This is a genomic window from Prosthecobacter sp., from assembly GCF_044232965.1.
Lineage (GTDB): Bacteria > Verrucomicrobiota > Verrucomicrobiia > Verrucomicrobiales > Verrucomicrobiaceae > Prosthecobacter.
The window spans coordinates 33964-56886 of record NZ_JBIIKX010000011.1 but is presented as its reverse complement, the minus strand read 5'-3'; the positions used below and the strand labels follow the sequence as shown (position 1 = coordinate 56886).

At 60.7% G+C, this 22923-nt stretch carries 18 protein-coding genes; 16 read left to right on the top strand and 2 right to left on the bottom strand.

The genetic code is table 11. The features are described 5' to 3' along the window. Positions 1–1416 (top strand): DUF1501 domain-containing protein, encoded by a 1416-nt coding sequence (locus tag ACILSI_RS07020; protein ID WP_395721148.1) that lies wholly within the window; start codon positions 1–3, stop codon positions 1414–1416. Between the two features lie 40 nt (positions 1417–1456). Further along, entirely contained in the window at positions 1457–2431 is a 975-nt protein-coding gene (locus tag ACILSI_RS07015; protein WP_395721147.1) for a ThuA domain-containing protein, read from the top strand. Here ACILSI_RS07015 and ACILSI_RS07010 read toward each other — a convergent pair whose 3' ends face one another. After that, positions 2432–4357: a type II secretion system protein GspD gene (locus tag ACILSI_RS07010; RefSeq protein WP_395721146.1), complete on the bottom strand. Its 1926-nt coding sequence runs from the start codon at positions 4355–4357 to the stop codon at positions 2432–2434. Positions 4358–4637: 280 nt separating this feature from the next. Here ACILSI_RS07010 and ACILSI_RS07005 point away from each other — a divergent pair, with 280 nt between their 5' ends. From ACILSI_RS07005 to ACILSI_RS06945, 13 genes are all read left to right on the top strand, one after another. After that, a complete protein-coding gene (locus ACILSI_RS07005) occupies positions 4638–6233 on the top strand; it encodes a choice-of-anchor K domain-containing protein (RefSeq protein ID WP_395721145.1) in 1596 nt (531 codons plus the stop codon). A 4-nt stretch (positions 6234–6237) separates the two neighbouring features. After that, entirely contained in the window at positions 6238–7302 is a 1065-nt protein-coding gene (locus ACILSI_RS07000) for a type IV pilus twitching motility protein PilT (RefSeq protein WP_395721144.1), read from the top strand. Next, positions 7289–8158, top strand: a complete 870-nt coding sequence (locus ACILSI_RS06995) for a hypothetical protein (RefSeq protein ID WP_395721143.1) — start codon at positions 7289–7291, stop codon at positions 8156–8158. Before ACILSI_RS07000 ends, ACILSI_RS06995 begins: the two co-directional genes overlap by 14 nt. 22 nt (positions 8159–8180) lie before the next feature. Beyond that, on the top strand, positions 8181–8735 hold the full coding sequence (locus ACILSI_RS06990) for a hypothetical protein (RefSeq protein WP_395721142.1): 555 nt from the start codon (positions 8181–8183) through the stop codon (positions 8733–8735). A gap of 19 nt (positions 8736–8754) precedes the next feature. Continuing rightward, entirely contained in the window at positions 8755–9363 is a 609-nt protein-coding gene (locus ACILSI_RS06985; protein ID WP_395721141.1) for a hypothetical protein, read from the top strand. Between the two features lie 3 nt (positions 9364–9366). Further along, entirely contained in the window at positions 9367–10191 is an 825-nt protein-coding gene (locus tag ACILSI_RS06980) for a hypothetical protein (protein ID WP_395721140.1), read from the top strand. Beyond that, entirely contained in the window at positions 10188–11171 is a 984-nt protein-coding gene (locus ACILSI_RS06975) for a hypothetical protein (RefSeq protein ID WP_395721139.1), read from the top strand. The genes ACILSI_RS06980 and ACILSI_RS06975 overlap by 4 nt, the downstream gene beginning before the upstream one ends. 9 nt (positions 11172–11180) lie before the next feature. Beyond that, positions 11181–12803: a hypothetical protein gene (locus ACILSI_RS06970; RefSeq protein WP_395721138.1), complete on the top strand. Its 1623-nt coding sequence runs from the start codon at positions 11181–11183 to the stop codon at positions 12801–12803. Beyond that, positions 12800–13333 carry a prepilin-type N-terminal cleavage/methylation domain-containing protein gene (locus ACILSI_RS06965; protein ID WP_395721137.1) on the top strand — a complete coding sequence of 178 codons (534 nt, stop codon included), beginning with the start codon at positions 12800–12802 and terminating at the stop codon, positions 13331–13333. The genes ACILSI_RS06970 and ACILSI_RS06965 overlap by 4 nt, the downstream gene beginning before the upstream one ends. Before the next feature lie 42 nt (positions 13334–13375). Further along, positions 13376–14602: a type II secretion system F family protein gene (locus tag ACILSI_RS06960; protein WP_395721136.1), complete on the top strand. Its 1227-nt coding sequence runs from the start codon at positions 13376–13378 to the stop codon at positions 14600–14602. A 151-nt stretch (positions 14603–14753) separates the two neighbouring features. Further along, positions 14754–15017 carry a hypothetical protein gene (locus tag ACILSI_RS06955; protein WP_395721135.1) on the top strand — a complete coding sequence of 88 codons (264 nt, stop codon included), beginning with the start codon at positions 14754–14756 and terminating at the stop codon, positions 15015–15017. A gap of 179 nt (positions 15018–15196) precedes the next feature. Further along, complete coding sequence (locus tag ACILSI_RS06950) at positions 15197–16279, top strand: L,D-transpeptidase (RefSeq protein WP_395721134.1); 1083 nt, start codon at positions 15197–15199, stop codon at positions 16277–16279. 421 nt (positions 16280–16700) lie between these two features. Next, the gene (locus ACILSI_RS06945; RefSeq protein ID WP_395721133.1) at positions 16701–21626 is read left to right on the top strand and encodes a protein kinase domain-containing protein; all 4926 of its coding nucleotides are present in this window, start codon (positions 16701–16703) and stop codon (positions 21624–21626) included. On the opposite strand, the gene ACILSI_RS06940 is transcribed toward ACILSI_RS06945, so the two are convergent. Continuing rightward, entirely contained in the window at positions 21589–22128 is a 540-nt protein-coding gene (locus tag ACILSI_RS06940; RefSeq protein WP_395721132.1) for a hypothetical protein, read from the bottom strand. The genes ACILSI_RS06945 and ACILSI_RS06940 overlap by 38 nt on opposite strands. A 295-nt stretch (positions 22129–22423) precedes the next feature. On the opposite strand from ACILSI_RS06940, the gene ACILSI_RS06935 reads away from it, so the two are divergent. Beyond that, on the top strand, positions 22424–22921 hold the full coding sequence (locus ACILSI_RS06935) for an FKBP-type peptidyl-prolyl cis-trans isomerase (RefSeq protein ID WP_395721131.1): 498 nt from the start codon (positions 22424–22426) through the stop codon (positions 22919–22921). The last annotated feature ends 2 nt before the right edge of the window (positions 22922–22923 follow it).

Below are 22923 nucleotides of genomic sequence, written 5' to 3'. Positions count from 1 at the left end.
ATGATCTCCTCCACGCTTCAACTGCAAGACCGGCTCAACCGCCGCGCCTTCCTCAAGCACAGCGGCCTGGCGCTCGGTTCCACCGCGCTGGCCTCGCAACTCGCGGCCGTGCCCACGCATTTCGCGCCGAAAGCAAAACGCATCATCTACCTGTTCCAAAGCGGTGCCCCATCGCAGATGGACCTGTTTGATCCGAAGCCACAGATGGAAAAACGGCGCGCAGAAGACCTCCCAGCCTCGATTCGCCAGGGACAACGGCTCACCGGCATGACCTCGGGCCAGAAGACGTTTCCGGTGGCTCCGTCGATGTTTAAATTCGCGCAACACGGCCAGAGCGGCGCGTGGATCAGCGAGTTGATGCCGAATATCTCGAAGATGGCCGATGAACTGTGCTTCATCCGCTCCATGCACACGGAGGCGATCAATCATGATCCGGCGATCACCTTCTGCCAGACCGGTTCGCAGCTCGCTGGACGTCCAAGCATCGGCTCATGGCTCAGTTATGGCCTTGGCAGCGCGAATCGTGATCTGCCAGCCTATGTGGTGCTCACCTCGTTCGGCACAGGCCGTCGTGACGATCAGCCGCTTTACGACCGCCTCTGGAGTTCCGGCTTTCTGCCCACTCAGCATCAGGGTGTGAAATTCCGCAATGTGGGCGATCCAGTTTTGTATCTCTCTGATCCCGCCGGGGTGAACCGTGGCATGCGGCGCGGCATGCTGGATGAACTCGCTGCTTTGAATCAGCATGATCATCAGCTTTTCGGCGATCCTGAGATCACCGCCCGTGTGGCGCAGTATGAGATGGCCTTCCGCATGCAAGCGAGTGTGCCGGACCTGATCGACATCTCCAAGGAGCCGCAGCATATGATTGATGCTTATGGCCCCGATGTGAAGACGCCCGGCACCTATGCTGCCAACTGCCTGCTGGCCCGTCGCCTGGCGGAACGTGATGTGCGCTTCATCCAGCTCTTTCACATGGGCTGGGACCATCACGGCGGCCTGCCGAACGCGATCAAGGGCCAGTGCCGCGACACGGACCAGCCCACGGCCGCCTTGATCAAAGATTTGAAGCAACGCGGCCTGCTTGACGACACGCTGATCGTCTGGGGCGGCGAGTTTGGGCGCACGATCTACTCCCAGGGCGCGCTGACGGAGACGAATTACGGTCGCGATCATCATCCGCGCTGTTTCACCGTCTTCATGGCTGGTGCAGGTGTGAAGAAGGGCACGACCTACGGCGAGACGGACGATTACTGCTACAACATCACGCGTGATCCGGTGCATGTGCATGATTTGAACGCCACCATACTGCACCTGCTCGGCATCAACCATGAACGGCTCACCTTCCCGTTCCAAGGCCGCGATTACCGCCTCACCGACATCCACGGCACCCTGGTGAAGGGCGTGATTGCTTAGACGAGCTTGATTTGAGGCGGCAACGACGAATGATGAGCGCATGAAGCCGCTCATCTTCGCCGCCCTCTCTCTCACCACCCTTTCCACACTTCAAGCCGTCACGCCCGACGGGAAGCAGAAGCTTGTCTTTATTGCTGGAAAGCCCTCGCATCCGCCTGGCATGCACGAATTCCGTGCTGGCACGATGCTCTTGGAACAATGCCTCAAGAGCGTGCCCAACCTCGTGGTGGACCGTCATGACAACGGCTGGGTGAGCGATGAGAAGACCTTTGCCGATGCCGACGCGGTGGTGATCTACGCGGATGGCGGCGGCAAGCACCCGGCAGTGGTGGAAGGGCACCTCGAAACACTGCGCAAGCTGATCGCCAAGGGCGTGGGCTTCGGCTGCATGCACTACGGTGTCGAGGTGGTGGCCGACCAGGCAGGAAAGGAGTTTCAGGAATGGCTGGGCGGGCACTACGAAAACAGTTTCTCCTGCAATCCGATCTGGGACGCGAACTACACCCAACTGCCGAAGCATGCGATCACGCGCGGCGTGCAGCCGTTCACCACGAAGGATGAGTGGTACTTTCAGATGCGTTTCCGCCCGGCCTTCAAAGACGGCATCGCCGTGGCGGAAGATGCGACGGCAAGTTTTGCGCCGATCCTGACCGCGACACCGACCGATGCGACGCGTGATGGTCCGTATGTGTATCCCAAAGGCCCGTATCCACACATCCAGGCAGAGAAAGGCCAGCCGGAGACGATGATGTGGGCCATTGAGCGAAAGGATGGCGGACGCGGCTTCGGCTTCACCGGCGGCCACTTCCATGACAACTGGAGCAATGACAATGTGCGCAAAGCCGTGTTGAACGCGCTGCTTTGGGTGACGAAAATCGAAGTACCGGAGCAAGGCGTCGAGTCGGCCGTCACGGCAGATGATTTGAAGCAGAACCTTGATCCCAAGCCTGCACCGAAGCCCAAGAGCGCGGGAATCAGCACGCCACGCGTGTTTGAGCGCGTGGTAGCCCGCTGATCAGAGGTACTTCTTCGTGAACATCATGCGCTGGAAGTAAACCAGACGTTCCAGCGTGTTTTTCAGCATGAGCTGGTGCTGGTCGATCATGGCGTAGCTGCCCGGCTCTGAGATTTTCATGGACTCACACTGCTCCAGCACCTGCTCGACGGCGATTTTGAGTTCCTTGAGCTTCTGGCCGACCTCGTCGGTGATGCGACCTTCCTGGATGGTGTTGCCGAGTTTTTCTCCTTCGCGGGAAAGATAAGCGGCGGTGTTGGGAAGCGCTGAACTGCCCCCCATGAGCATGCCGCTGGCGTAATCGACCTTCGGTTTGCCCGGCAGATTCGGGCGCTGCGGAACCACGGACTGCGGCTCTGACGGAAGTCCGCCATTTCTGGCATCAATGATGGTCGGCGTGATGAAGAGCATCAGGTTCTTGTGGTTCTTGCTGCGGCTTTTGTATTTGAAGAGCCACTTCAGCCCGGGAATTTTGCTCAGGAATGGAACGCCGGCCTCCCCTTCACGCTCCCGCGCCTCATCCATGCCGCCAACCGCCACGGTGTAGCCGGAGTCGATCTCCACTGGAGCGCTGTACACGCGGGAAGAGGCGATGGGATAAGGATTGCCGGAGATGACCTCGGTGCCGATGATGCTGGAGACCGTGACGGCCATGTTGAGGAGCACCTTGTCTGACTGCATGCGCTTCGGCAGGATGTTCAGCACGGTGCCGATGGGAAGATAGGCCACCTGCGTCGTCGTCGTGGCACCGACAGCACCGGCGCTGGCCGTGGAGCTGGCATCGAGCACGGGCTGGTTCACCACGCTGCGAATGGCCACCTCGCGATTGCTCAAGGTGACCATGCGCGGATAGGAAGTGGTGTTGGTCTCCTCGTCACGCATGATGGCGCGGAGCTTCACATTCACATCCTGGGCGCTGAGGATGCTCAAAGCAGGCCATCCGAGAGTGCCTCCAATGTTGCCCACATCTAGGGCGCTGAGCAACGGTGCCAGATCCGTGCGATAACCTCCATTGGTGGGCACAGAGTTGTATTCGATATTAAGCTGTGGCTGGCCGCTGGCATCGTTTGTGACCTCCGTTTTATCCACCTGACGGAAATTGCCGTTTTCCAAGGTGCCGGTCCAGTCGATGCCGAACTCGCGCTTCGGATCACGCGAGGTTTCGATGAATTTCACCTCAATGGCGATGAGCGACTGCGGCTTGTCTGCGGCGGCGAGATAACCCTCCACCCACATGTGCTGAAGACGGGTGGCGACGATGTAAAGCGTGTTGGAGTCAGACTTCCAGATGACCTTCGGTTTGCGTACAGAACTAAGCTCGTTGGAATTCATCGCCCGGGCGGCATTTTCGTCCTGGCCGCCGAGCACGCCTGCCGCAGCACTCTGCCCAGCTTCCATCTCCTCCGGCGGCAGTCCGAGCAATGCACGAATGTCATTGATCACCTCGCTGCGCCGAACGGCAAAGGTCTGGCTTGTCCCTTGAAGATCGAGCCCGCCTGATGCTCCGCCACCACCACGGCTGCCACCGCCACCACCACTGGCCGCCCCCGTCGAGGACATTCCGCTGCCGGAAGACACTCTGTCCACTCGTTCGAGCGCGTTGTGACGGATCTCATAAGATTTGCCGATCAGTTCACGATCATCCGCCGGACGAATGTACCAGATTCCGTTGTCTGGAATGATGGCAAGACCATTGGCCTTGCAGAGGGTCTCCAAAACCTGAAACGGGCTGGATTTGATGGAAAAGGTGATCAAGCGGGAGCCTTCCGAGCTGTCGTCTGGCAGTGAGAAAAAGGAAATCCCGGCATCGGTGGCCAGGAAGCGCAACACGTCGCTCAGCATGGCTTTGGAAAAGTCATATTGCTGCGGTGCTGAGCTCCTGAGTCGTGAAGCCTCAGCTTCATACTCCGGGGAAAGCAGGTGCATATTGCTTTGGTTGAACTGAGCACTCGAACGCCTCGCGGGAAACAGCACCAAGGCTATCGCGAGGAGTAAAATGAGCGACGAATTTGCTAGAAAATAGCGCATATTATGGTAAATATAGCAAACAGCGAAAAACAAATCAATCAACATTTATCACCGTGACAGGATGATGTTCAAAAAAGGCTAAGTTTATCAAAACTTACAGCCGTGGCCTCAGATACAATATAATTTCCATATTTAATAGCTTGAATTGAAGCGCTTTTAAATATTTAATATATCCATTATGTATTCCAGATCGTCTTCAGCTACAGCCCATGAGGCGTGCGGTTCGTTCCGCCGTGCCGGGTTTACGCTGCTCGAACTGGTAATCACCATCTCACTCATTGGAGTGATCACTTCCGTTGGGGTATCCCTGCTTTATGACGACTCCGGCTCGGCCAAAACCGCCAAGCTGGAGTCTGACCTGGCAACGCTCAATCAAATGGTGGCCATCTACACAGCAGATGGTGGCAGCGTTGCCGGACTCACCAGCCCCCAGGCGGTCATCGACAAAATGAAGCGTATCCGGCCGCAGGCGGAGTGGCAGCGCCATGTGGGAGCTGCCTCCGGCAGACTGGTGGATGTGCGGCTTCGCGCCCGTCTCACCACCCAATCCCCTCCAGATGGCAATCCACGCGCCACCTGGAACCGCACGAAGCAGCGGTTTGAGCTGACCACGGGGACTGGCAGCGCCGTTTCGGAGTTTTATCTGGATGAATCACTGGCCGGAACAGATTTTGGCTCCGAGTCACGCACCAAATCAGCGGTAACCTTCAACACCAGCTCCAAAGGCTGGGTCTGGGGAGACTCCTCCAACGCCCCAGCGGTCAACTACCTCAATCCGCAGCCTTTCGACCCTGCCGCGCCTGCGGAAGGCTTCAACCCTGACGAGGCTGCCCCGAGCACCTCTGATCCCACCACCACAGACAATTCGGGAGGAGGCAGTGGCGGCGGAGGTGGCAGCGGCGGGGGGGATGGCAGCACGCTTCCCACCTTGGTAAAGCTGCCACAGCCCACCATCTCGCCCTCGGGCGGCACCTTCGCCTTTGCCAGTTTTCCCTCTTCCGCCACGATCAGCCGCAACGGTGCGCCACCTTCGGCTTCGGACATGATGTACCGCATCAATTCAGGCTCATGGGTGGTGTATAACGGCGGCCCTATCCCAATCACGCCAGCCATGAGACTCCAGGCTCGCAATGTGAGCACGCGCCCGGCTGAGTATGCCGACAGCAACATCACCTCGCAGACCTACTACCGTCTCACCAGCGGCTTCAGCGGCACGGGTGATGGGAACTGGGGCAACGCCATCGGCGGCACGAACCTCGTCACCAACATTCAAAATGGCAGCGAGACCTCCACCTTCAAGCATGGCAACACCAAGCTCGACCTCGGCAATGGTGAGTACCTCGATGCCGGTGTGGAAAACGTGATCTCCTTCGCCCCGGAACAGTTCGACACCATCACCCCGAACACCTGGTTTAAGTTTGGTGAGATGACGATGCTCAACGGCACCACGTTCTACAACAGCGAGGCCACCGCAGTTACTCTCTCAACGAATCTGAACCTGACCCAGCCATCGCTGGATTTCACCGCACACATCGATCTGGGGCTCACCAGCACAGAAAACACCAGCGATCGTCTGGCCAGCGCCGACATCGTTGAACTGAAAAACCCCACCACGGACGTGCGCGTCACCATCGACGGCGTCGAATATCGCCTGGAGCTGTCCTGGACCACGCTCGATCCGGGCGCGGGCGTCGTGCAAGGAAACAAATTCTACATCTTTGAAGGCGCCACCGCGAAAGCAGAGCTGCGCGCCCGATTCACCAGCAACCGCTAACACCATGGAAGACATTCACGAACGCAGTCAGCTCGGCTACCGGATGCTCCATCTCTCGAAGGACTCCGGGGTGAGCGACTTTTACGTCACCCCGTGGGAACCGCTGACCTACAAGCGCAACGGCAAGCTGTTTTATGACTCGTTCATCTATCAGCCGGAGCGCCCGTTGGAGTTCACCGCCGGCTGTATCGACTACGCCCTACAGCTCGGCCCGCGCCGCTACCGTGTGAACCGCATGGTCACACGCGGACGTCCGCGCTGGGTGCTGCGCTTGTTGCCTGAAAACATCCCCGATATCAGCAAGCTCATGGTGCCGCCGCCGGCGATCAAAGCCTTCCTGGAGGCCAAAAACGGCCTGTTCCTCGTCTGTGGCGCCACCGGCTCCGGTAAATCGACCACGATTGCCTCCATGATCCTTGAGCGGGCCAAACGCCGACAGGAGCATGTGCTCACATTCGAAGATCCCATCGAGTTCGTTTATCCTTCCGGCATCCCTTCCCTCGTTTCACAGCGTGAGATCGGCACCGACGAGCTGGACTTTAACAAATCCCTGCGCGCCGCCCTTCGTCAGGCACCGGATGTGATTCTCGTGGGAGAAATTCGTGACGGCGAAACCGCCGAGATCGCGCTCCAAGCTGCGGAAACCGGCCACGTCGTCGTGGCCACGCTGCACACCTCATCAGCCGCGCAGACGGTGCAACGTTATCTCAAACTCATTCCGAGCGACCGCATGGAAAACGCCATGCTCTCCTTCGCCGACTCGATTCGCGGCATTCTCTGCCAGCGCCTGCTGTTTGACGAGAACCGAGGCAAACGCTTCCCCATTCACGAGCTGCTGCTGCCTTATGACTCCGTCTGCGGCATGATCCGGCGCGGCGAGTTCAAGAACCTCGACCAGGAGCTCGAAGCGGGATTCACACGCGGCATGGTCAGTTTTGAACGCTGCCTGAACATGCGCATGGCCGACGGCTGGAAACCTTCCACCGCACGCAAGACCGGCTACACCGAGCATGAGGTGTACGACTTCCTTTCCAAAGAACAACTTACTTCCATTTATGCTGTTGGATGAAATCAAATCTGTCCTGAGCTTCGCCGCTTTCAAAGCCGACCCCGACGATTCCGCCGTCCCATGGGGCAAACGCTTTGAGACACGCAAGTCTCTTCTCATCAACGTCAGTCGCGGCTCCGTGAGCTGGCGTTCGATCAACAAACGCGGTCGCTTCGAGGAGGGCGGCGTGCAGGAAGGCGAGCTGGCCGACGCTGCGCCACAACGCGCCGATGAATGGCGCGGCATGGTGGAAGGCGGCTGGTGCTCCGTGTCGGTGAACCACCGCTTCATCATCAGTTTGGAAAACAACCTCATGCGCGGTGACAACTGTGTGAGCCTGCTGCGCACCAATCCACGCGCCGTGCTCGGTCCCAAGTATGACCGTGGCAAGCGCTACGCCATTTGCCATCATCCTGAAACTACCGCCAGCCTGCTGCTCGCCGTGGAAGAGTCGCTGGTCAAAGTGACCGAGGATGTGCTCAAAACGATCAACCTGAAGCCTGGGCGCGTCAGTTGCGGCCTGTTTGCCATGCTGGAGCATGCCATTCTGAGCATCTTTAGGGCGAGCTCCGGTGGCACACCGTCAAACTTCGTGCTCATCGCCGCGTGCGAGGGGTCTCTCGGCGTTCTGGTGCAGCAGGACGGACAGTGGCGTGACATTCGCTGCCGCAGCGGCCTCGGCCCCGAAGCGGTGGAGACGGCGCTCCAGATCATCAGCCCCTTGCTGGCCAAGGTGCCTGAAGGCAGCCCGATTTATTTCATCGGCGACGGCCACGACAACAAGTTCCGCACCGAGATCATGCTGCATCTCGAAAAAGTCGGCGCCTCCGACCTCACGCAGGATGACCTGCTCTGGACCATCATCGGAGAGCATTGATCCACCCCGCCCTTCCACCGCCATGAGTGAATATCTCTGCCACGATTTCAAAACCCCGCGCACTGACACCTCGCGTCGGCTGCCCTCGTCGTTTCGTGCCATTCCGGTCATCTTCTATGTGGCGCTGGTCGGCAGCGCCTATGTGATGACGATGGACTACTTCAACTACAAGAAGGCCCTCACGCAGAAAACCGAGGCCGAGGAGCGCAAGAAGCTCAGTGAAAGCCAGCGCGACGCGTTCAAAAGCGAAAAAAGCACGCTCGAGTCCGAGGCCATGAAGGCGGAAAAAGTGGCTGAATGGATGGAGGGCGCGCGCAACATCCAGCCCATCGCTGTGAAGATCGCCCGAGCCGTGCAAACAGAGACGCGCATCACCCAGGTGGCCCTGGAACGCAGCGAGCAGGTGCCTGCGAACCTTGCTCTCACCATCCACCTCAATGGTTCCAAGGTTTCCAGCGAACTGTCCGCCATCGAGTCCGCGCTGGGCCAGCTTCTCTACCGCTCTTATTCGCCGCAGCAGACGAAGAACGGCGATGTCGTCGAATACCATTCCACGCTCGTGCGCCAGGCAGAGTGATCCCCTTCCCTTCTCCACCATGAACCCGAAACAACTCGCCTGCGTCATCCTGCTGATGGTCATCGGCGGCATGACCTACACCGCGCAGATCATCCACAACAAAGTGGCCACCACCCGCGCCGAGGCCCAGGATGCCGAGGACGGCGCCACCGCCGCGCAGCAAGAGCGCGAAACCGCCGAAATCGAGACCACCGTGTTCAAGACAGACACCGAGGACGTGCGCCGCTTTCTACGCGGCTGGCTGCCCGCCATCGAACGCGTGCAGACACAGCAGGAGGCGGAGCAGGCCATCGAACTGAGCCTGCGCGAGCGGGGCATCAACCTCGTCCGCTCCCGCAAAACCGAGCTGAAGATCTCCAACAACAACAAAATCATCCCCAAGTCCGTCCTCACCACGCTTACCATTGAGGAAGAGTACGCCAAGGTGCTCAACTGGCTCGGCGACATTGAACGCCGGATGCCCACGGCGCGCATGAAGGTCGTGCAAATCACCGGCGGCAGCACCGGAAGGCAGTTGAAATTGGATGTCTCGTTTGAGACGCCCATCTTTGACCTCGCCGCGGCGGATGCTGAAAAAGCCAAGTCCAAGGACAAAGACAAGGAGAAGGACAAAGCCAAAAAATCCTAGCCCATGAACCGATCAAACCGCCACCTCATGCTCCTTGGCCTCGGGCTTGCCGCCCTGGCCATGCCGCTGCGCGCCCAGGAAGAGGCGGTGGACGGCGAGGAAGGCAAACGCGTCCAGTACCAACTCGTCCTGCCGGAGGAAAAGACACCGGAGAGCGTCAAGCCAGAGGAGCATAACCCCTTTGAATCCGAGTCCGAGGCGCAGAACCGGCTGGCTCCCGGAGACACCGAGGAAAACCGCGTGCGTGACAAGCTACTCAAGCTCCCCGTCGTCGGCACGGTGCGCATGCCAGACGGACGCATGAGCGTGCTGCTGGGAAATATCAAACTGGAGACAGGAAAGATCGTCCCCCCCGTGCTGCCGGAGCAGTTGGTGGAACTGAAGGTCAAGAGCATCACCACGCAATACATCGAACTGGCCTGGCAGGAAAAACGCGCCACCGGCCTGCCGCCGAAGCTCATGATCATCCCTATCAATATCTCCCCCAAGGTACGCTATCAGATGCTGGGACAGACCGATGAAGACACCAAGACGGGCAAGGCCACCAACGCCACCATGGACCTGCCTCTGCGTCAGATCGCCAAACAAGAGACCACTCCGCCTGTGGCGCTGCCCGTCGTGGAAAACAACCCCGTCCAGGATCTGCTCATGGACGCGCCTGTACAAAAACCAGCCGCCGCCACCGTCTCCTCGGCCCCGCCGCCTGCCGCCGCATCACAGGAACCCAAGGAGCCGGAAAAGCCGGCCTCGTCCACGCCACCACCGTCACCTGCGGTTGAGTCCATGGTGCGGATGCTCTTCGGCAACCCAACGCCCGCGCCCAAATGAACCGCCGCGTCCATCAGCCGGGGGGCTTCACCTCCGTGGAACTCCTGCTGGTGCTCGCGCTATCCGCCCTGATTCTGGGGGGCGCCGTGGTCACCTACGGCACGCTCGTGCGCAGCCAGCCGAGCGCCTCCTCCGTCGTCACCGTGCCGCTGGGTCTCCAGCGCATGCAGAATTTTTACGGCAGCACCGCCAGCACCAGCAATGTGGCCATGGCCCCGCAGTACGGCGCTCTCTCACTGGCGGAGGAATTGCGCGAGCAGTTTGTCACGGACACGCTCAGCGCCACCGCCGTCTTCTGCCTGCCACGCGACGGCGTGAACACCTGGAGGCCAAGCCTCATTCCCCACAATCCCGCGCTGCACGAGGAACTCGACACACCGCAAAAATTCCGCGCCCACGTCGTCGCCAATGCCGGCGTGTCCGCCGCTCTTTACCGCGACTACCGCAATCCGCTCAACGACTCCGCCACCGTGCCGCAAAACGCCAGCATCTTCGTGCTTGGTTACAGCAAATGGCCCGGCTACCTCAAGGTCAACGCCATCTACGACATCGACCTCGTGCGCTTCACGGCCGCCACTGAGCCGAACGGATTTCACGCATCGGTGAAACGCTACGCGGACACGGCTTCGTCCCTCACGCCCTCCACACTCAGCTACACCGGCGGCTACGAGGTGTTTTTTCCTCCTTCCGTGCCGAATCCGACCAGCAGCGCCCAGTGGGCCGCCGACGGCTTCGCTCCGTTGTTCATCACGTTTGAACGGTCGGCCCGCCTCGCGCTGCGGGAGACGCCCGCCACCATTGAGCGCTTCAAACGTGCCGCAGAACGCCCCTTCTACTTCATTTGGTGGCCTGACCCCGCCGCGCGTCATCTCGGCCCCGTGGCGAACACCTTCGCCTCCAGCGATCCGCGCCAGGCCTACAACCAGATGGCGGGCCGCACCTCGTTCATGTTCACCACACCGATGTTTCCGGCCCTTTGATCCCACGTCATGCGCATCCCACGACAGCATCATCGCAGCACGCTCGGCGCCCTCATGGCGGCGGCGCTCATGCTCATGATTGTCGGCGGCATCTTCGTCTCATCCTGGGTCACCCTGATGAGCACCCGCGCCATTCAGGTGAGTTTTCTTGAGGACATCTGCAAACGCCGCGTTGGAGTGGAAAGCTCCCGCCTGCTCGGCTGGCAGTTGATCAGCGACCGGGGCTTTGAGCGCAATGGCACGGAGAGTGCGAATGAAACCCTCAGCCTGGGAGACGGTCTCGGCAGCCTCAGCACCGCCAATGGCTGGAGCAATCTCAACGTCTATACCTCCACCAGCACGGCGGGCGGCATGAGCACCGTCTTCCCCTACAATCACACCGGCCTGCGGCCAGGAGCGTCCTACATCACCGTGGAGCAGCTCATTCGTCCCTCCTATGCCACTGCTGGCAACATCGACGACTACAACGGCTGGCAGTTCCTCAAAGCGGTGCCCCCCGTGCTCAGTGGCGATGTGTTCTGTGTTTATCGCAAGCCCGACGGAGTCGCCACCGAGCTGGACATCTACCGTGACGCTGGCAATGGCAGCAACGGCCACAATGCCAACTGGACCGTTGAAGGCCGCACCGTCGTGCGTCATCCGCCCTCGTTCTTCGTCAGCAGCACGCCCAGCCCGCTGCAACTGCCCTTCTTGACTAAATCGCTTTATATCCAGTCCTACGCCGCCGCAGAGCCGCCGAACATCCCCTACCCCGTGTATGGCACCGACCTCGACGGCGACGCGCTGCTGCCCTCCAACATGCCGGTCGTTCCCAGCACCACCGGCCCCATCGGTGGCACCGGAGACCGCAGGCACCACGGCTATCTCAAAGTCGTGCGCAACGACGACAACCCAGACAACTCCCTCTGGCACTTTCAGGACCGCGAGGCCGCCGCCGGACGCACCGCCACCGTCACCATCGACGTCGGAGGTGTCTTCAACTCCGCCACCGAGGCCTACTGGATCTCCGAGCAGAAGAACCCCACCTACAAACCGCCCGGCTGGCCCTCTGGATATGATGACAAGCTGAAGGTGCTCTTCATCAAACTCGACAGCCAGTATCTCAAAAACATGCGCATTTACGGCGTCGTCGATCAGATCATTTTCGTCGGCCAAAGCAACGCCACCGCCTTCACCAACGCCGCCGCCATGAAGCCGGTCATCATCACCGTCATGCCCAACGGTGCCAGGGGACGCTGGGTGCGTGACATCCGCTTTGAGCGTGAGAACAACCGCCGCCACGTCCTCGCCTTCCAAGATGACAACGGCCGCCCCGTCGAGTTTTCCTGGGTGAACAGCCCCATCAGCGGCAACGAGTTCCGCTGGCGCTGCGTGCTCGTCAACGAGTACCAGAGCCTCATGTTCAACATGCCCAATCCGCTGACACGCAGCATCCGCTGGATCGGCGGTGTCATGACCAACTGGACGATCAAACGCCGTGCCGCAGGCGGCAACAATCCCAGCCGCCTGCTCTTCACCGGCGACAGCGACCCCGCCGTACCTGCGGCCACCAGTGCCGGCCCCGCCTTCGCCACCTTCCTGCCGCGTGACGCGTGGCTGGAGACTTACTTCCTTCCTGTCGCACCGCCATGAAGACACCCAAACGTTTGCCATGGTTGGCGGTGGTTGGCGATGGTTGGCGATGGTTTGGCAAACCACTGCAAACAACCGCAAACCACCGCAAACAACCGCGAAGCGCGCACGGCTATACTCTCATCGAGGTGCTCGCCGCCGGAGCCATCTTCGCCGTCGGTGCCACGGCCATGGTCAGCCTCTCCTCCACCCTCATGCTGCAGGAGGAGTTTGCCACGCGCGTCGCCATCACACGCAATCAGCAGGAAAACATGGCGCGTCTCTGGCAGCTCGGCCTCTCGCCCGTGCAGGTCACGGCGCTCATGCCCTCCCAGTCCCAGAACGCCTTGCTCCAGCAGGCCGTGCATGGCACGCCCGCGCTTGTCGAGACCGGCCTCACCACCGTCAACGGAGTCGTCATGGAAACCGCGCTCTGCACCGCCGCCGTGAACATCTCCCAGGATCCGCGCACCGAGGTCGAGGGAGCTTCCTTCACCCTCACCGCCTACCGCCCCCGTCTCGTCACTGATCTTCGCCCGCCGCCCCCATAAAATCTGAGGTTTCAGTTTGAAACCTCGAATCCTTCCGACGCCATGCTCAAAAAAGTCAAAATCACCAACGTCCACTCCGGCAAGTCCAGCGAGGCGCTCGTCGAGACCGACACCGACGAAAAAGCCCTCATCGGAGCCGGCGTCGGGGCCAATGAGAGCACCAGCGTCCAGACCATCACGGGCATCGACGAAAAACTTCACCGCATCACCAGCCCCAAGCCCAATACCGAAGACAGCGCCGCCTTTTTTTCGGGCCTAGCTCGCTGCCTCGACCGCAACATCTCCCTCACCAAGGGGCTCATGCTCCAAACCAACCGCGTCAAGTCCCCCACCTACAAGGGCATGATCGCCGAGGTCATCAGCGCCATCGCCACCGGGGACAAGTTCAGCGACGCCATTGCCAAATTCCCCAAGCTTTTCCCTGATGACATGCTCTCGCTCATCATCGCCGGTGAAGAGGCAGGCCAGCTCGCCAAGGTCTGCAAGCGCATCGCCGTCTCGCAGAAAAAATCCTCCAAGGTCATCAAGAAGCTCAAGGGCGGCCTCATCTATCCCGCCGTCGTCATTGTCCTGGGCGTGGTCGTCGTCATCGCCATGAGCTTCACGCTCGTGCCCGCCATGGCCAAGCTCTTCACCGCTTTCAAATCCGAGCTGCCTCTGGGGACAAAAATCCTCATCGCACTTTCGGACCTTTTCATCCACAAGCCCTACATGGCCATCCTTCCCTTTGTAGGCCTCTACTTCTTCTTCGCCAACTGGGGAAAAATCAGCTCCATCCGCGCCATGCAGGATCTGTTCCTCAAGCTGCCAGCCATCGGCGTCATTGTGCGCAAATCTGCCGCAGCCACCGGCTTCCGCACCCTCTCCATGCTCACCGAGTCCAACGTCCGCCTCTCCAGCGCCCTGGACATCACCGCCCAGGCCTCCTGGCACTACCATTACAAGGAGCTCTTCATCCGCCTGCGCGAGCACATCGCCGTCGGCCGCACTTTGCACGAGGCTTTCCTCATGGAGGCCCACTGGCTCGGCCCGGATGCCCGCAACCTCTGCGGTCTCATTGAACTCGCCTCGGAAACCGGCTCGGGCACCGAAATGCTCTCTGAAATCGCCGACGACTACGAGGAGGAGCTCGACAACCTCGCCGCCACTCTCGACAAAATGATTGAGCCTCTCACCATGATGATTCTCGGCGTCATGGTCGGCTTCCTCATCTACGCCATCTACGGCCCCATGTTCAGCCTCGGCGATGTCATCTTGAAGAAGAAGTAAGCAAGCGGCTGCCGTATCCGGTGAGGTCGCCTGCATCGTAAAATGACTCACAACACGCTTCCCCTCGAATATCGCGGCGCGTTCGAATGCGGACTTCCACTTTAAATTTCAAATCTCGAATACCCGCGTCGCCCTCTCGTCACAGGTGGGCATGAAAAAGCATTTCAATCGTCTCGTTCTCGCCGGTCTCTTCCTCTGCCTGGGCGTCAGTTGCACCACCACCTACGATGCCCAGGGGCGTCCGCACAACTCGGTCAACCCCGCCGCCGCCCTCATCGGAGTCGCAGTGGTCGGCTTGATCGCCTACGGCATCGCCAATAGCGACGACGACGACGATGACCATGACCACCATCGCTGCCGGAACAACTCCGGCTCCAGCTACGGCTATCGAAATGGCCGCCGTAACTACTATTGAGGAGAAACACCCGCCGCCGACGGCTCACGGAGTGGGTCATGGCATCCTTCCTGCGTGCTGCTTGATCACTCATGGAAGAACATCTCCACCGGGGGGCGCTTGCACAATCGCCCGGCGTGGCTATGGAACTCCACGAAGAGTTGTTTCAGCTCCGCATGGCTTTTCGTGCGCACGCCCCCATGAAAAATTCGTCCCTTCCTGCTCTCGCCCTGCTGTTCCTCGCGTTCACTTCCGCGTCGGCACTCGTCATCCCCGATCCGCTGCCACCAGCGCCGGAACCCATTGATGACATCCTGCGGGTGCAAATCTTCCTCGACACCCAGCTCTTTGGTCCCGGCAAGCTCGACGGTCGTCCGGGCGAATTCACCAGCAAGGCACTCAAGCGCTATCAGCGCGCCCAGGGTCTCCCCGAGACGGAGCTTGCCGATCACACCCTCGATCTCGCCAGTGTTCCTGAGGTTTACACCACCTACACCATCCGTGAGGAAGACCTCCAATACATCGGCTCCGTGCCGCGCCAGCCCTCCGCGCAGAGCAAAAAGAAATACCTGCCCTATGACTCGCTGCTGGAGTTCCTGACCGAGCGCTTTCACAGCGCCCCCGAACTCCTGGAGTTCATCAACCAGCCCATGAAGCTCGGCGCGCTCAAAGCTGGAGACGTGGTGAAAGTTCCCACAGTGCAGCCTTTTCTCATCGAACAGCTCACCCCGCAGCCCAAGCTGCCCGAAGTCCCTGAATACCTCAACCGCCACATCAAGATCGACACCCGTGAAAAGATGCTCGATCTCTGGGAAGGAGAAAAGCTCCTCGCCAGTCTGCCCATCACCCCCGGCAGCGGCCACCTCGCCACCCCGCCCGGAAATTGGAAGATCGTCGGCATCGCGCAGATGCCCACCTTCCGCTGGGATGCCGGCGTGCTGAACTACGGCGTGCGCACCTCAAACTTCTACGAGCTGCCCATCGGCCCGAACAATCCCGTCGGCGTCATGTGGATCGGCCTCAACCGTGCCGGCATCGGCATTCATGGCACCAACTCGCCCCAGACCATCGGCCGCAGTTCCAGCCACGGCTGCATGCGCACCGCCAACTGGGATGTCATTCGCTTGGTGAAAATGATCACCCAGGGCATGCCCGTGACCATTGAGGGACCCGCCCCTTCGCCCCGCCCGGTCATCGCCAAGAAGAAAGAGACGACTCCCCCGCCTCCGCCGCCGGAACCACCCAAGAAAAGCTTCTTCCAGCGGCTCTTCGGCAAGAAGTAATTCTGTCCACGCAGCAGGAGGGCAAGGCAACGTTCCGACGCTGCCGCAGGCGACACTTCTCACGCCGGGGGCCGTCTCGCCTTGGGTTAACGCGAATCCAAACCGAATGGGCCGCGAATGACCACGAATCAGGTGGAGACGCCGGATTTGCGGTCATTCGCGTGTCATTCTTTTTCATTCGCGTTGGTTTGGAAGCCTCCCGCTGGGTTGATTGCATCTTGACCCTCCCATTGGATCCCCCATCAGGGCATTCTCCGTGATTTTGGCGCGTAAGCTCTGTCCCGCCTGTGCGATTCGCCTGCCCCACGCTTGACGCCCGCGTTATCTCTGGCTTAAAAAAAGGGGATTTCATTTAGCAGAACACGCAGAGAATTCATCGGTGGTGCACCGTACATCAGCATCTCCCTAAACACTCCACCGCATGCCTGACAGCCCTGATCCGACGCTCGACTCCGACGCCGCCACCCTGCCGCTTTCCGGGCCGCGTCCCACGCTGTCGGGAAACAGCATCGACCTCCCGCTGCCGGAGGAGCTCACCGCGCTGCTGCCGCATGGGATGTATCAGGTGCAGGGCTTCCTCGGCGCCGGCGGCATGGGTGCGGTGTACAAAGGCACGCAGGTCCGCCTGAAGCGTCCCGTCGCCATCAAGATCATGCGGCGGGACATGGGGCGAGACCAAGACTTCGAGGCCCGCTTCGAGAGGGAGGCCCAGGCGATGGCGAAGCTAAATCACCCAAATATTGTCAGTGTCATCGACTATGGCGAAGCGGGGCCGGACTACCTCTACATCGTCATGGAGCTCATCGATGGCGCGGACCTGATGGACGTCATCCGCGGCGGCCAGATGACGCAGGAGATGGCGCTTAGCCTGCTGCCGCAAATTTGTGACGCGCTCCAGTTCGCGCACGACCACGGCATCGTTCACCGCGACATCAAGCCCAGCAACATCATGCTCACGCGCGATGGCCGCATCAAGATGGCCGACTTCGGCCTGGCGAAGCACTTCGATGCGGAAAGCAGCTTCCGCACCCAGACCGGCACCGGCATGGGCACGCCCGATTACGCCGCGCCCGAGCAGTTCAGCCCGAACTCGCCCATCGACCACCGTGCGGACATCTACGCCCTCGGCGTGATGATCTACCAGATGATCACCGGCCAGCTCCCTCGCGGCGTGTGGAAGCCGCCGTCCCAACGTGCCGAAGTCGCCCCGCAGTGGGACAGCATCGTCAGCCGCGCCATGCAGAGCGATCCCATTGACCGCTACCAGCAGGCCAGCGAGGTGAAGACAGACGTCAGCAGCATCGCGCTGGTCAGTGCAGGTAGGGCGGCTGGTCCCTCAGCCGCCACGAGCGGCCCCACGACAGCGAATCAGCCCTCGGCGGCGCTTGGAGGACCAAGCGCCCCACCCCAATCCCGCGCTCCACTCCTCATCGGCCTCATCACCGGTGCTGTGGTGATCGCCCTCGGCGCGTTCTTCGCGCTGCGGAACACAGGCGATGGTAGGGCGGCTGGTCCTCCAGCCGCCGCGAATGGCCCTGAGCAGACGGCTCGTGAAAAAGCACCCGCCACACCCAACGCGGCGCTTGCGGGAGCAAGCGCCCTACCCATCGCCGCCACCGCGCTCCCCGAGTCCGGCTGGAAGCCGCTCGTCTCCCAAACCGAATGGCAGAAGTATTCCAAGGGAGCCACCGACTATCAGGGCCAGCAGGTCATGTCCCTGCGCGAGCACAAGGATGGCCTACTGCACATGTCGCGTATTGGCCTCTACGGGACTCAGCCCTTTCTCGATGGCGCGATTCGGGCACGGCTCGTCATGCGAGTTGGCAGTGAAGGCGGTGGCGTCAGTGCGCGGAACTTCAGCAAACAACGCTACTTCTTTAACTTGGCAGACAAGGGCACCGTCATGGTTCTGTCGGTCAAAACGCCGGACAGCCAGGCCGGGAAAACACTCGGCAGCTACAGGCTGCCCAAGCCTTTGCAGCCCGATGAGAAGTTCACCATCGAGCTGCGCATCCAAGGCGATCAACTGACCGGGCTCTTCAACGGCCAGGAAGTCGTGCGGGCCACGGATCAGCGTGTCAAAGAGGTCGGCACATGGGGCATCGACGCCAGTGACGCCTGGTTCGAGTCCGTCGAAGTCCAGCCGCTCCCGGCTGCCGCCACGCCCGCACCCATCGCCGCCACCGCGCTCCCCGAGTCCGGCTGGAGGCCGCTGTTCTCCGATGCGGAGTGGAAAGCCGGGAGATCCGAAGGAGAGACAGTGTATCGCGGTGCAAAGCTCAAATGGAGCCGGGAGTTCAAGGAAGGGCTTCAGCATCTCGTCAGGACTGGTCTGAACCAGCCGCAACCAGCGCCCGATGGAGCCATCCGCGCGCAAATCGTGATTCGAGAGGGCAGCAATATGGTCTCCGTCTCGGCACGAAACTCGACGAACCAGGGCAAATACCAATTGGCCACCGCACCGGACTTCAAGACACTCTCCCTCACTTACACCTCGCCCAAGGACAGCCCTTCGGTCTTGCTCGGCCAATACAAGCTGCCGAAGCCATCTCAGATTGGTGACAAGCTGTTGATTGAACTTCGTCTTCAGGGCGACCATCTGATGGGCCTGCTCAACGGAGTCGCGGTGATCCAAGCTCAGGATAAAAGGATCGCCGGTGGCGGTAATTGGGGCATTGATGCTGCGGACGGCTGGTTCGAGTCCGTCGAAGTCCAGTCGATCCCGGCCGGTGCTGTCTCCCCTTCTCCGAGTCCCCTTGTCTCCAAGTCTTCCGCCACCACCAGCACTCCCGCTTGGAACGACTGGATCGCGGAGAAGCGCCGCGCGGGGGCATTCTCCAACAATTCAAACCTGCGTGACGAATCGACAGGACTGCGCATTACGGCGGACCCGAGTGCTGAATTCTTCATCGGCCCAACCTTCCGCAATGGACGCGTCCGCATCTCGTGTGTTGCGCCAGAGTCGGGCGGTGAGGTGCCCCTTTTCCTGCGCAGCAAAACCGAGGCTGGCAACACCAGCCGATACCAAGTGGCCTTGAGCAAGAAGTCAGGAATCAAGTTCGCGTTCTTCCAAGTGTCAGCCGCAGGGGAAATGAAATGGGCGGAACTCAAGACCTGGCCGCTGCCGAAAGACTTTGATTGGGCGCATGAGTATGCGCTGGAGCTAGCCGCGATGAATGACCTGCTCACCGTGTCACTCAACGGCAAGGAAGTGGGCAGCGTTCAAGACACGAAGCTCACTGGAGCAGGGAGTTTTGGCTTCAGCGCACTGAAAGACACACGAATCACCAAGGTGGAATACCAGTCCCTCGATGGAAGCACTACTGCCGCCGTCTCCCCCGCTCCCAATCTCCCTGTCTCCAAGTCTTCCGCCCCGAAGTTCCCACCCGGCCAGTGGGTGAAGCTCTTCACCAAGCCCGAGGACCTGCCCGCCGACCTGCGGAAGCCCGGCAGCGTCGTGAGGTGGGAGGATGGGTGGGTTCGTTTTGATCGAAATGCCAGCGGAAGACCACGCATTGATCTGCCTTCGGGCGTGCCTGGTGTGACAAATTATGCCATCCGAGTGCGGGGCATTCGTAGCAAGGATGAGATTTCACAGACGGCGATCGTCCTTCGTAAACACGAGACAAAATTCCAGCAATACCAGCTCTCGCCGAAGGGAGTCTTCCTGACCATCAACCGGCGCGATGGGGAGGAATATCCCGAAATCATGCGTTTCTCAAAGCCCATCGTTCAATCTGGCGCGGAGTATGTCATGGAATTTGGCATTGTGGGCAGCCAGCTTGTCGCACGCTACAATGACGACTTCATGCGTGTGCAGGACACCACTTTCAAACAAGGCAGCGCCTACCTCAGCGGAAAGGACGACCTCCGCGACATCGAAGTCATGAACCTCGACGGTCTGTCCGAGGCCGAGGCGCTGCGCCTGCTGGGCGTGGATGAGCAGGGCAATGATCTGCGCGGGAAGGCGGGAGCGCCTTCGGCATCCACCATGCCAACCCATGTCTGGCGCGATGCTTTGGCCGAAGCACCGTTGAAGAAGGTCATCGCCACCGCTGATCACACGGACAAGGGCTACCTGCTACCGCCCGGCAACCACTGGGAGTTTCCCGCGCAGCCCGTGCGGGCCGGGGCGATCCGCGTCCTGGCCGTCACGGAGGCAGGCTCTCCCAATCACCTCTCGCTGAATTTTGGCCTGCCGGGCACCAGGGACCATTATCAGGTGTTCTTCCGCCGCAAACTCAATGAATGCGGGCTTGCCTACCTGAAGGAGGGCATGCCGGAAAGACGGCTCGCGCTCAAGAAAGGAGTGCATCTCGCGGACGGTGAGCCTCATGAATTCCTGCTGGCCCGGATTGCCGATCAATTCTATTTTCTTCTGAATGGTGAGGTGATCCTTCAAGCCGCCGAACCCGACGCCACCGCGAGGTATTTGACCCTCAACTGTTTTGGTGACACCCGCGCCCGTGTGCAGAAGGTCGAATACCTCAACCTCGATGGTGTGAGCGCAGCAGAGGCGTTGAAGGTGGCGGGTATCGTCACCGCTTCTCCAAGTCTCCCCGTCTCCTCTTCTCCCTCGTCTGCGACCAACGTCCGCCCCTTCATCAACACCCTCGGCATGAAGTTCGTCCCCGTGCCGATCATCGGCGGGCCGACGGACGGGAAGCGGGTGCTCTTCAGCGTGTGGGAGACACGGGTGCAGGACTATGAGGCGTTTCTGAAGGAGAAGAAGCGCGAGTGGGGAAAGGTGCCCTTCGAGCAGGGGCCGACGCATCCCGTGGTGGGGCCCAATTGGGACGAGGCGCAGGCGTTTTGCGACTGGCTCACCGAGACGGAGCGCAAGGCAGGCAAGCTCGGCACGACCGAACACTACCGCCTGCCCAGCGACCACGAGTGGAGCTGTGCGGTGGACCTGGGCGACAAGGAAGACGCGTCCAAGCTGCCCGCCGAAAAGCATCTGAAGATCGCGGATGTCTTCCCCTGGGGCACGCAGTGGCCACCACCGAAGGGCGCGGGCAATTTTGCCGGAGAGGAAATGCAGGCTGCGATGGCCGCCGGGAAATTCAGCAACATCAAAGGCGAGATGCCCGGCTACCACGATGGCTTCGTGGACACGGCCCCGGTCGGGAGCTTTGCCGCCAACCGCTTCGGTCTCCACGACATGGGCGGCAACGTCTGGCAGTGGTGCGCGGACTGGGTGGATGGATCGCAAAAGGCACGGGTACTGCGGGGCAGCTCCTCGCAGGACCGGGACCGCATGTTCCTGCAATCGTCCTTCCGCAACCGCTACCAGCCCCAGGCGCACATGATCAACCACGGCTTCCGCGTGGTGCTGGCTCAGCCGTAGATTCGACTGGCAGTCGAATCCGGATCGGCAGGAGCTGTAATCTCGCTGGCAATTGGCCGATGGCCCCTTCCGCCGGAAGCGCTGGCTCGTTCAACTCCCCGGTTGGCTCGTCCAGCTCCGCAGTTGGCTCGTCCAACTGCACACCTGGCTCGTTCAGCTCCGCAGTTGGCTCGTTCAACTCCGCAGTTGGCTCGTCCAGCTCCGCAGTTGGCTGGTTCAACTCCACAGTTGGCTCGTTCAACTCCGCAGTTGGCTCGTTCAGCTCCCCGGTTGGCTCGTCCAGCTCCACAGTTGGCTGGTTCAACTCCGCAGTTGGCTCGTTCAGCTCCGCAGTTCGCTCGTTCAACTCCCCGGTTGGCTGGTTCAACTCCCCGGTTGGCTCGTCCAGCTCCGCAGTTGGCTCGTTCAACTCCACGGCTGGCTCGTTCAGCTCCCCGGCTGGCTCGTTCACCAGAGGCAGTAGCCCAACCACCGATGGCGGCAGATCGTTCACCGGAATCATCCTGGCCCTTGGCCGAACCGCACCGGATGGCTGGATGCCGGGGGATTCCGAGACTCAAGCGAGAAGAGCGCGGGTCGGCCTCGAAACGAAGACCTCCTCCGCGATGCCCCGAAGGCCGCGATGAATCTGGAAGAAGCCCAGGCGAAGCAGTGCGTGCGTGAAACCGGCTGCCAGCCTGTGCATGGACGTTCCTTGAGCCGGCTGGCAGCCGGTTTCACATCATGCTGCGGCTTGACCGCAGGAGGCAAGTCGAGACACTGGGCCGATGAAGCCCCTTGCCGCAAAATCCAACCGCATGATCCGATCCATCACCCTGATTCTCCCATCCCTGGTCCTTCTGAGCTGCAGCCAGCCAACCAAGCCCAAGCCCCGCAAGGCCCCTGCCCTCCCGCCTGCTGCCGCGCTGGCCCCCACGCCCCCTGTCAATCTCAGCGTCGGCGGCGGCGTGCAGACCACCCCGTCAGGATTGCAGTTTGAGGTGCTGAGACGCGGTGCCGGTACGGTGTCCCCCAGAGCCACTGACACGGTGAACGTCCACTATCACGGCACCACGCTCAGCGGCGCGGTCTTCGACAGTTCGGTGGAACGCGGTGAGCCGATCAGTTTCCCACTGAACGGCGTGATCCGCGGCTGGACCGAGGGCGTGCAACTGATGAAGGTGGGCGACAAGTTCAGGTTCGTGATCCCCCACAACCTGGCCTATGGCGCGAGCAGCCCCAGCCCGAAAATCCCGCCTTTCAGCACGCTGGTCTTTGAGATCGAGCTGCTCGGCATCAACGGACTCACGCAATAAGC

What these genes read in the sequence shown, in the direction of transcription:
- ACILSI_RS07020 (WP_395721148.1), top strand. Translation starts at nt 1, where the DNA reads ATGATCTCCTCCACGCTTCAACTGCAAGACCGGCTCAACCGCCGCGCC.
- ACILSI_RS07015 (WP_395721147.1), top strand. Translation starts at nt 1,457, where the DNA reads ATGAAGCCGCTCATCTTCGCCGCCCTCTCTCTCACCACCCTTTCCACA.
- ACILSI_RS07010 (WP_395721146.1), bottom strand. Translation starts at nt 4,357, where the DNA reads ATGCACCTGCTTTCCCCGGAGTATGAAGCTGAGGCTTCACGACTCAGG.
- ACILSI_RS07005 (WP_395721145.1), top strand. Translation starts at nt 4,638, where the DNA reads ATGTATTCCAGATCGTCTTCAGCTACAGCCCATGAGGCGTGCGGTTCG.
- ACILSI_RS07000 (WP_395721144.1), top strand. Translation starts at nt 6,238, where the DNA reads ATGGAAGACATTCACGAACGCAGTCAGCTCGGCTACCGGATGCTCCAT.
- ACILSI_RS06995 (WP_395721143.1), top strand. Translation starts at nt 7,289, where the DNA reads ATGCTGTTGGATGAAATCAAATCTGTCCTGAGCTTCGCCGCTTTCAAA.
- ACILSI_RS06990 (WP_395721142.1), top strand. Translation starts at nt 8,181, where the DNA reads ATGAGTGAATATCTCTGCCACGATTTCAAAACCCCGCGCACTGACACC.
- ACILSI_RS06985 (WP_395721141.1), top strand. Translation starts at nt 8,755, where the DNA reads ATGAACCCGAAACAACTCGCCTGCGTCATCCTGCTGATGGTCATCGGC.
- ACILSI_RS06980 (WP_395721140.1), top strand. Translation starts at nt 9,367, where the DNA reads ATGAACCGATCAAACCGCCACCTCATGCTCCTTGGCCTCGGGCTTGCC.
- ACILSI_RS06975 (WP_395721139.1), top strand. Translation starts at nt 10,188, where the DNA reads ATGAACCGCCGCGTCCATCAGCCGGGGGGCTTCACCTCCGTGGAACTC.
- ACILSI_RS06970 (WP_395721138.1), top strand. Translation starts at nt 11,181, where the DNA reads ATGCGCATCCCACGACAGCATCATCGCAGCACGCTCGGCGCCCTCATG.
- ACILSI_RS06965 (WP_395721137.1), top strand. Translation starts at nt 12,800, where the DNA reads ATGAAGACACCCAAACGTTTGCCATGGTTGGCGGTGGTTGGCGATGGT.
- ACILSI_RS06960 (WP_395721136.1), top strand. Translation starts at nt 13,376, where the DNA reads ATGCTCAAAAAAGTCAAAATCACCAACGTCCACTCCGGCAAGTCCAGC.
- ACILSI_RS06955 (WP_395721135.1), top strand. Translation starts at nt 14,754, where the DNA reads ATGAAAAAGCATTTCAATCGTCTCGTTCTCGCCGGTCTCTTCCTCTGC.
- ACILSI_RS06950 (WP_395721134.1), top strand. Translation starts at nt 15,197, where the DNA reads ATGAAAAATTCGTCCCTTCCTGCTCTCGCCCTGCTGTTCCTCGCGTTC.
- ACILSI_RS06945 (WP_395721133.1), top strand. Translation starts at nt 16,701, where the DNA reads ATGCCTGACAGCCCTGATCCGACGCTCGACTCCGACGCCGCCACCCTG.
- ACILSI_RS06940 (WP_395721132.1), bottom strand. Translation starts at nt 22,128, where the DNA reads ATGATTCCGGTGAACGATCTGCCGCCATCGGTGGTTGGGCTACTGCCT.
- ACILSI_RS06935 (WP_395721131.1), top strand. Translation starts at nt 22,424, where the DNA reads ATGATCCGATCCATCACCCTGATTCTCCCATCCCTGGTCCTTCTGAGC.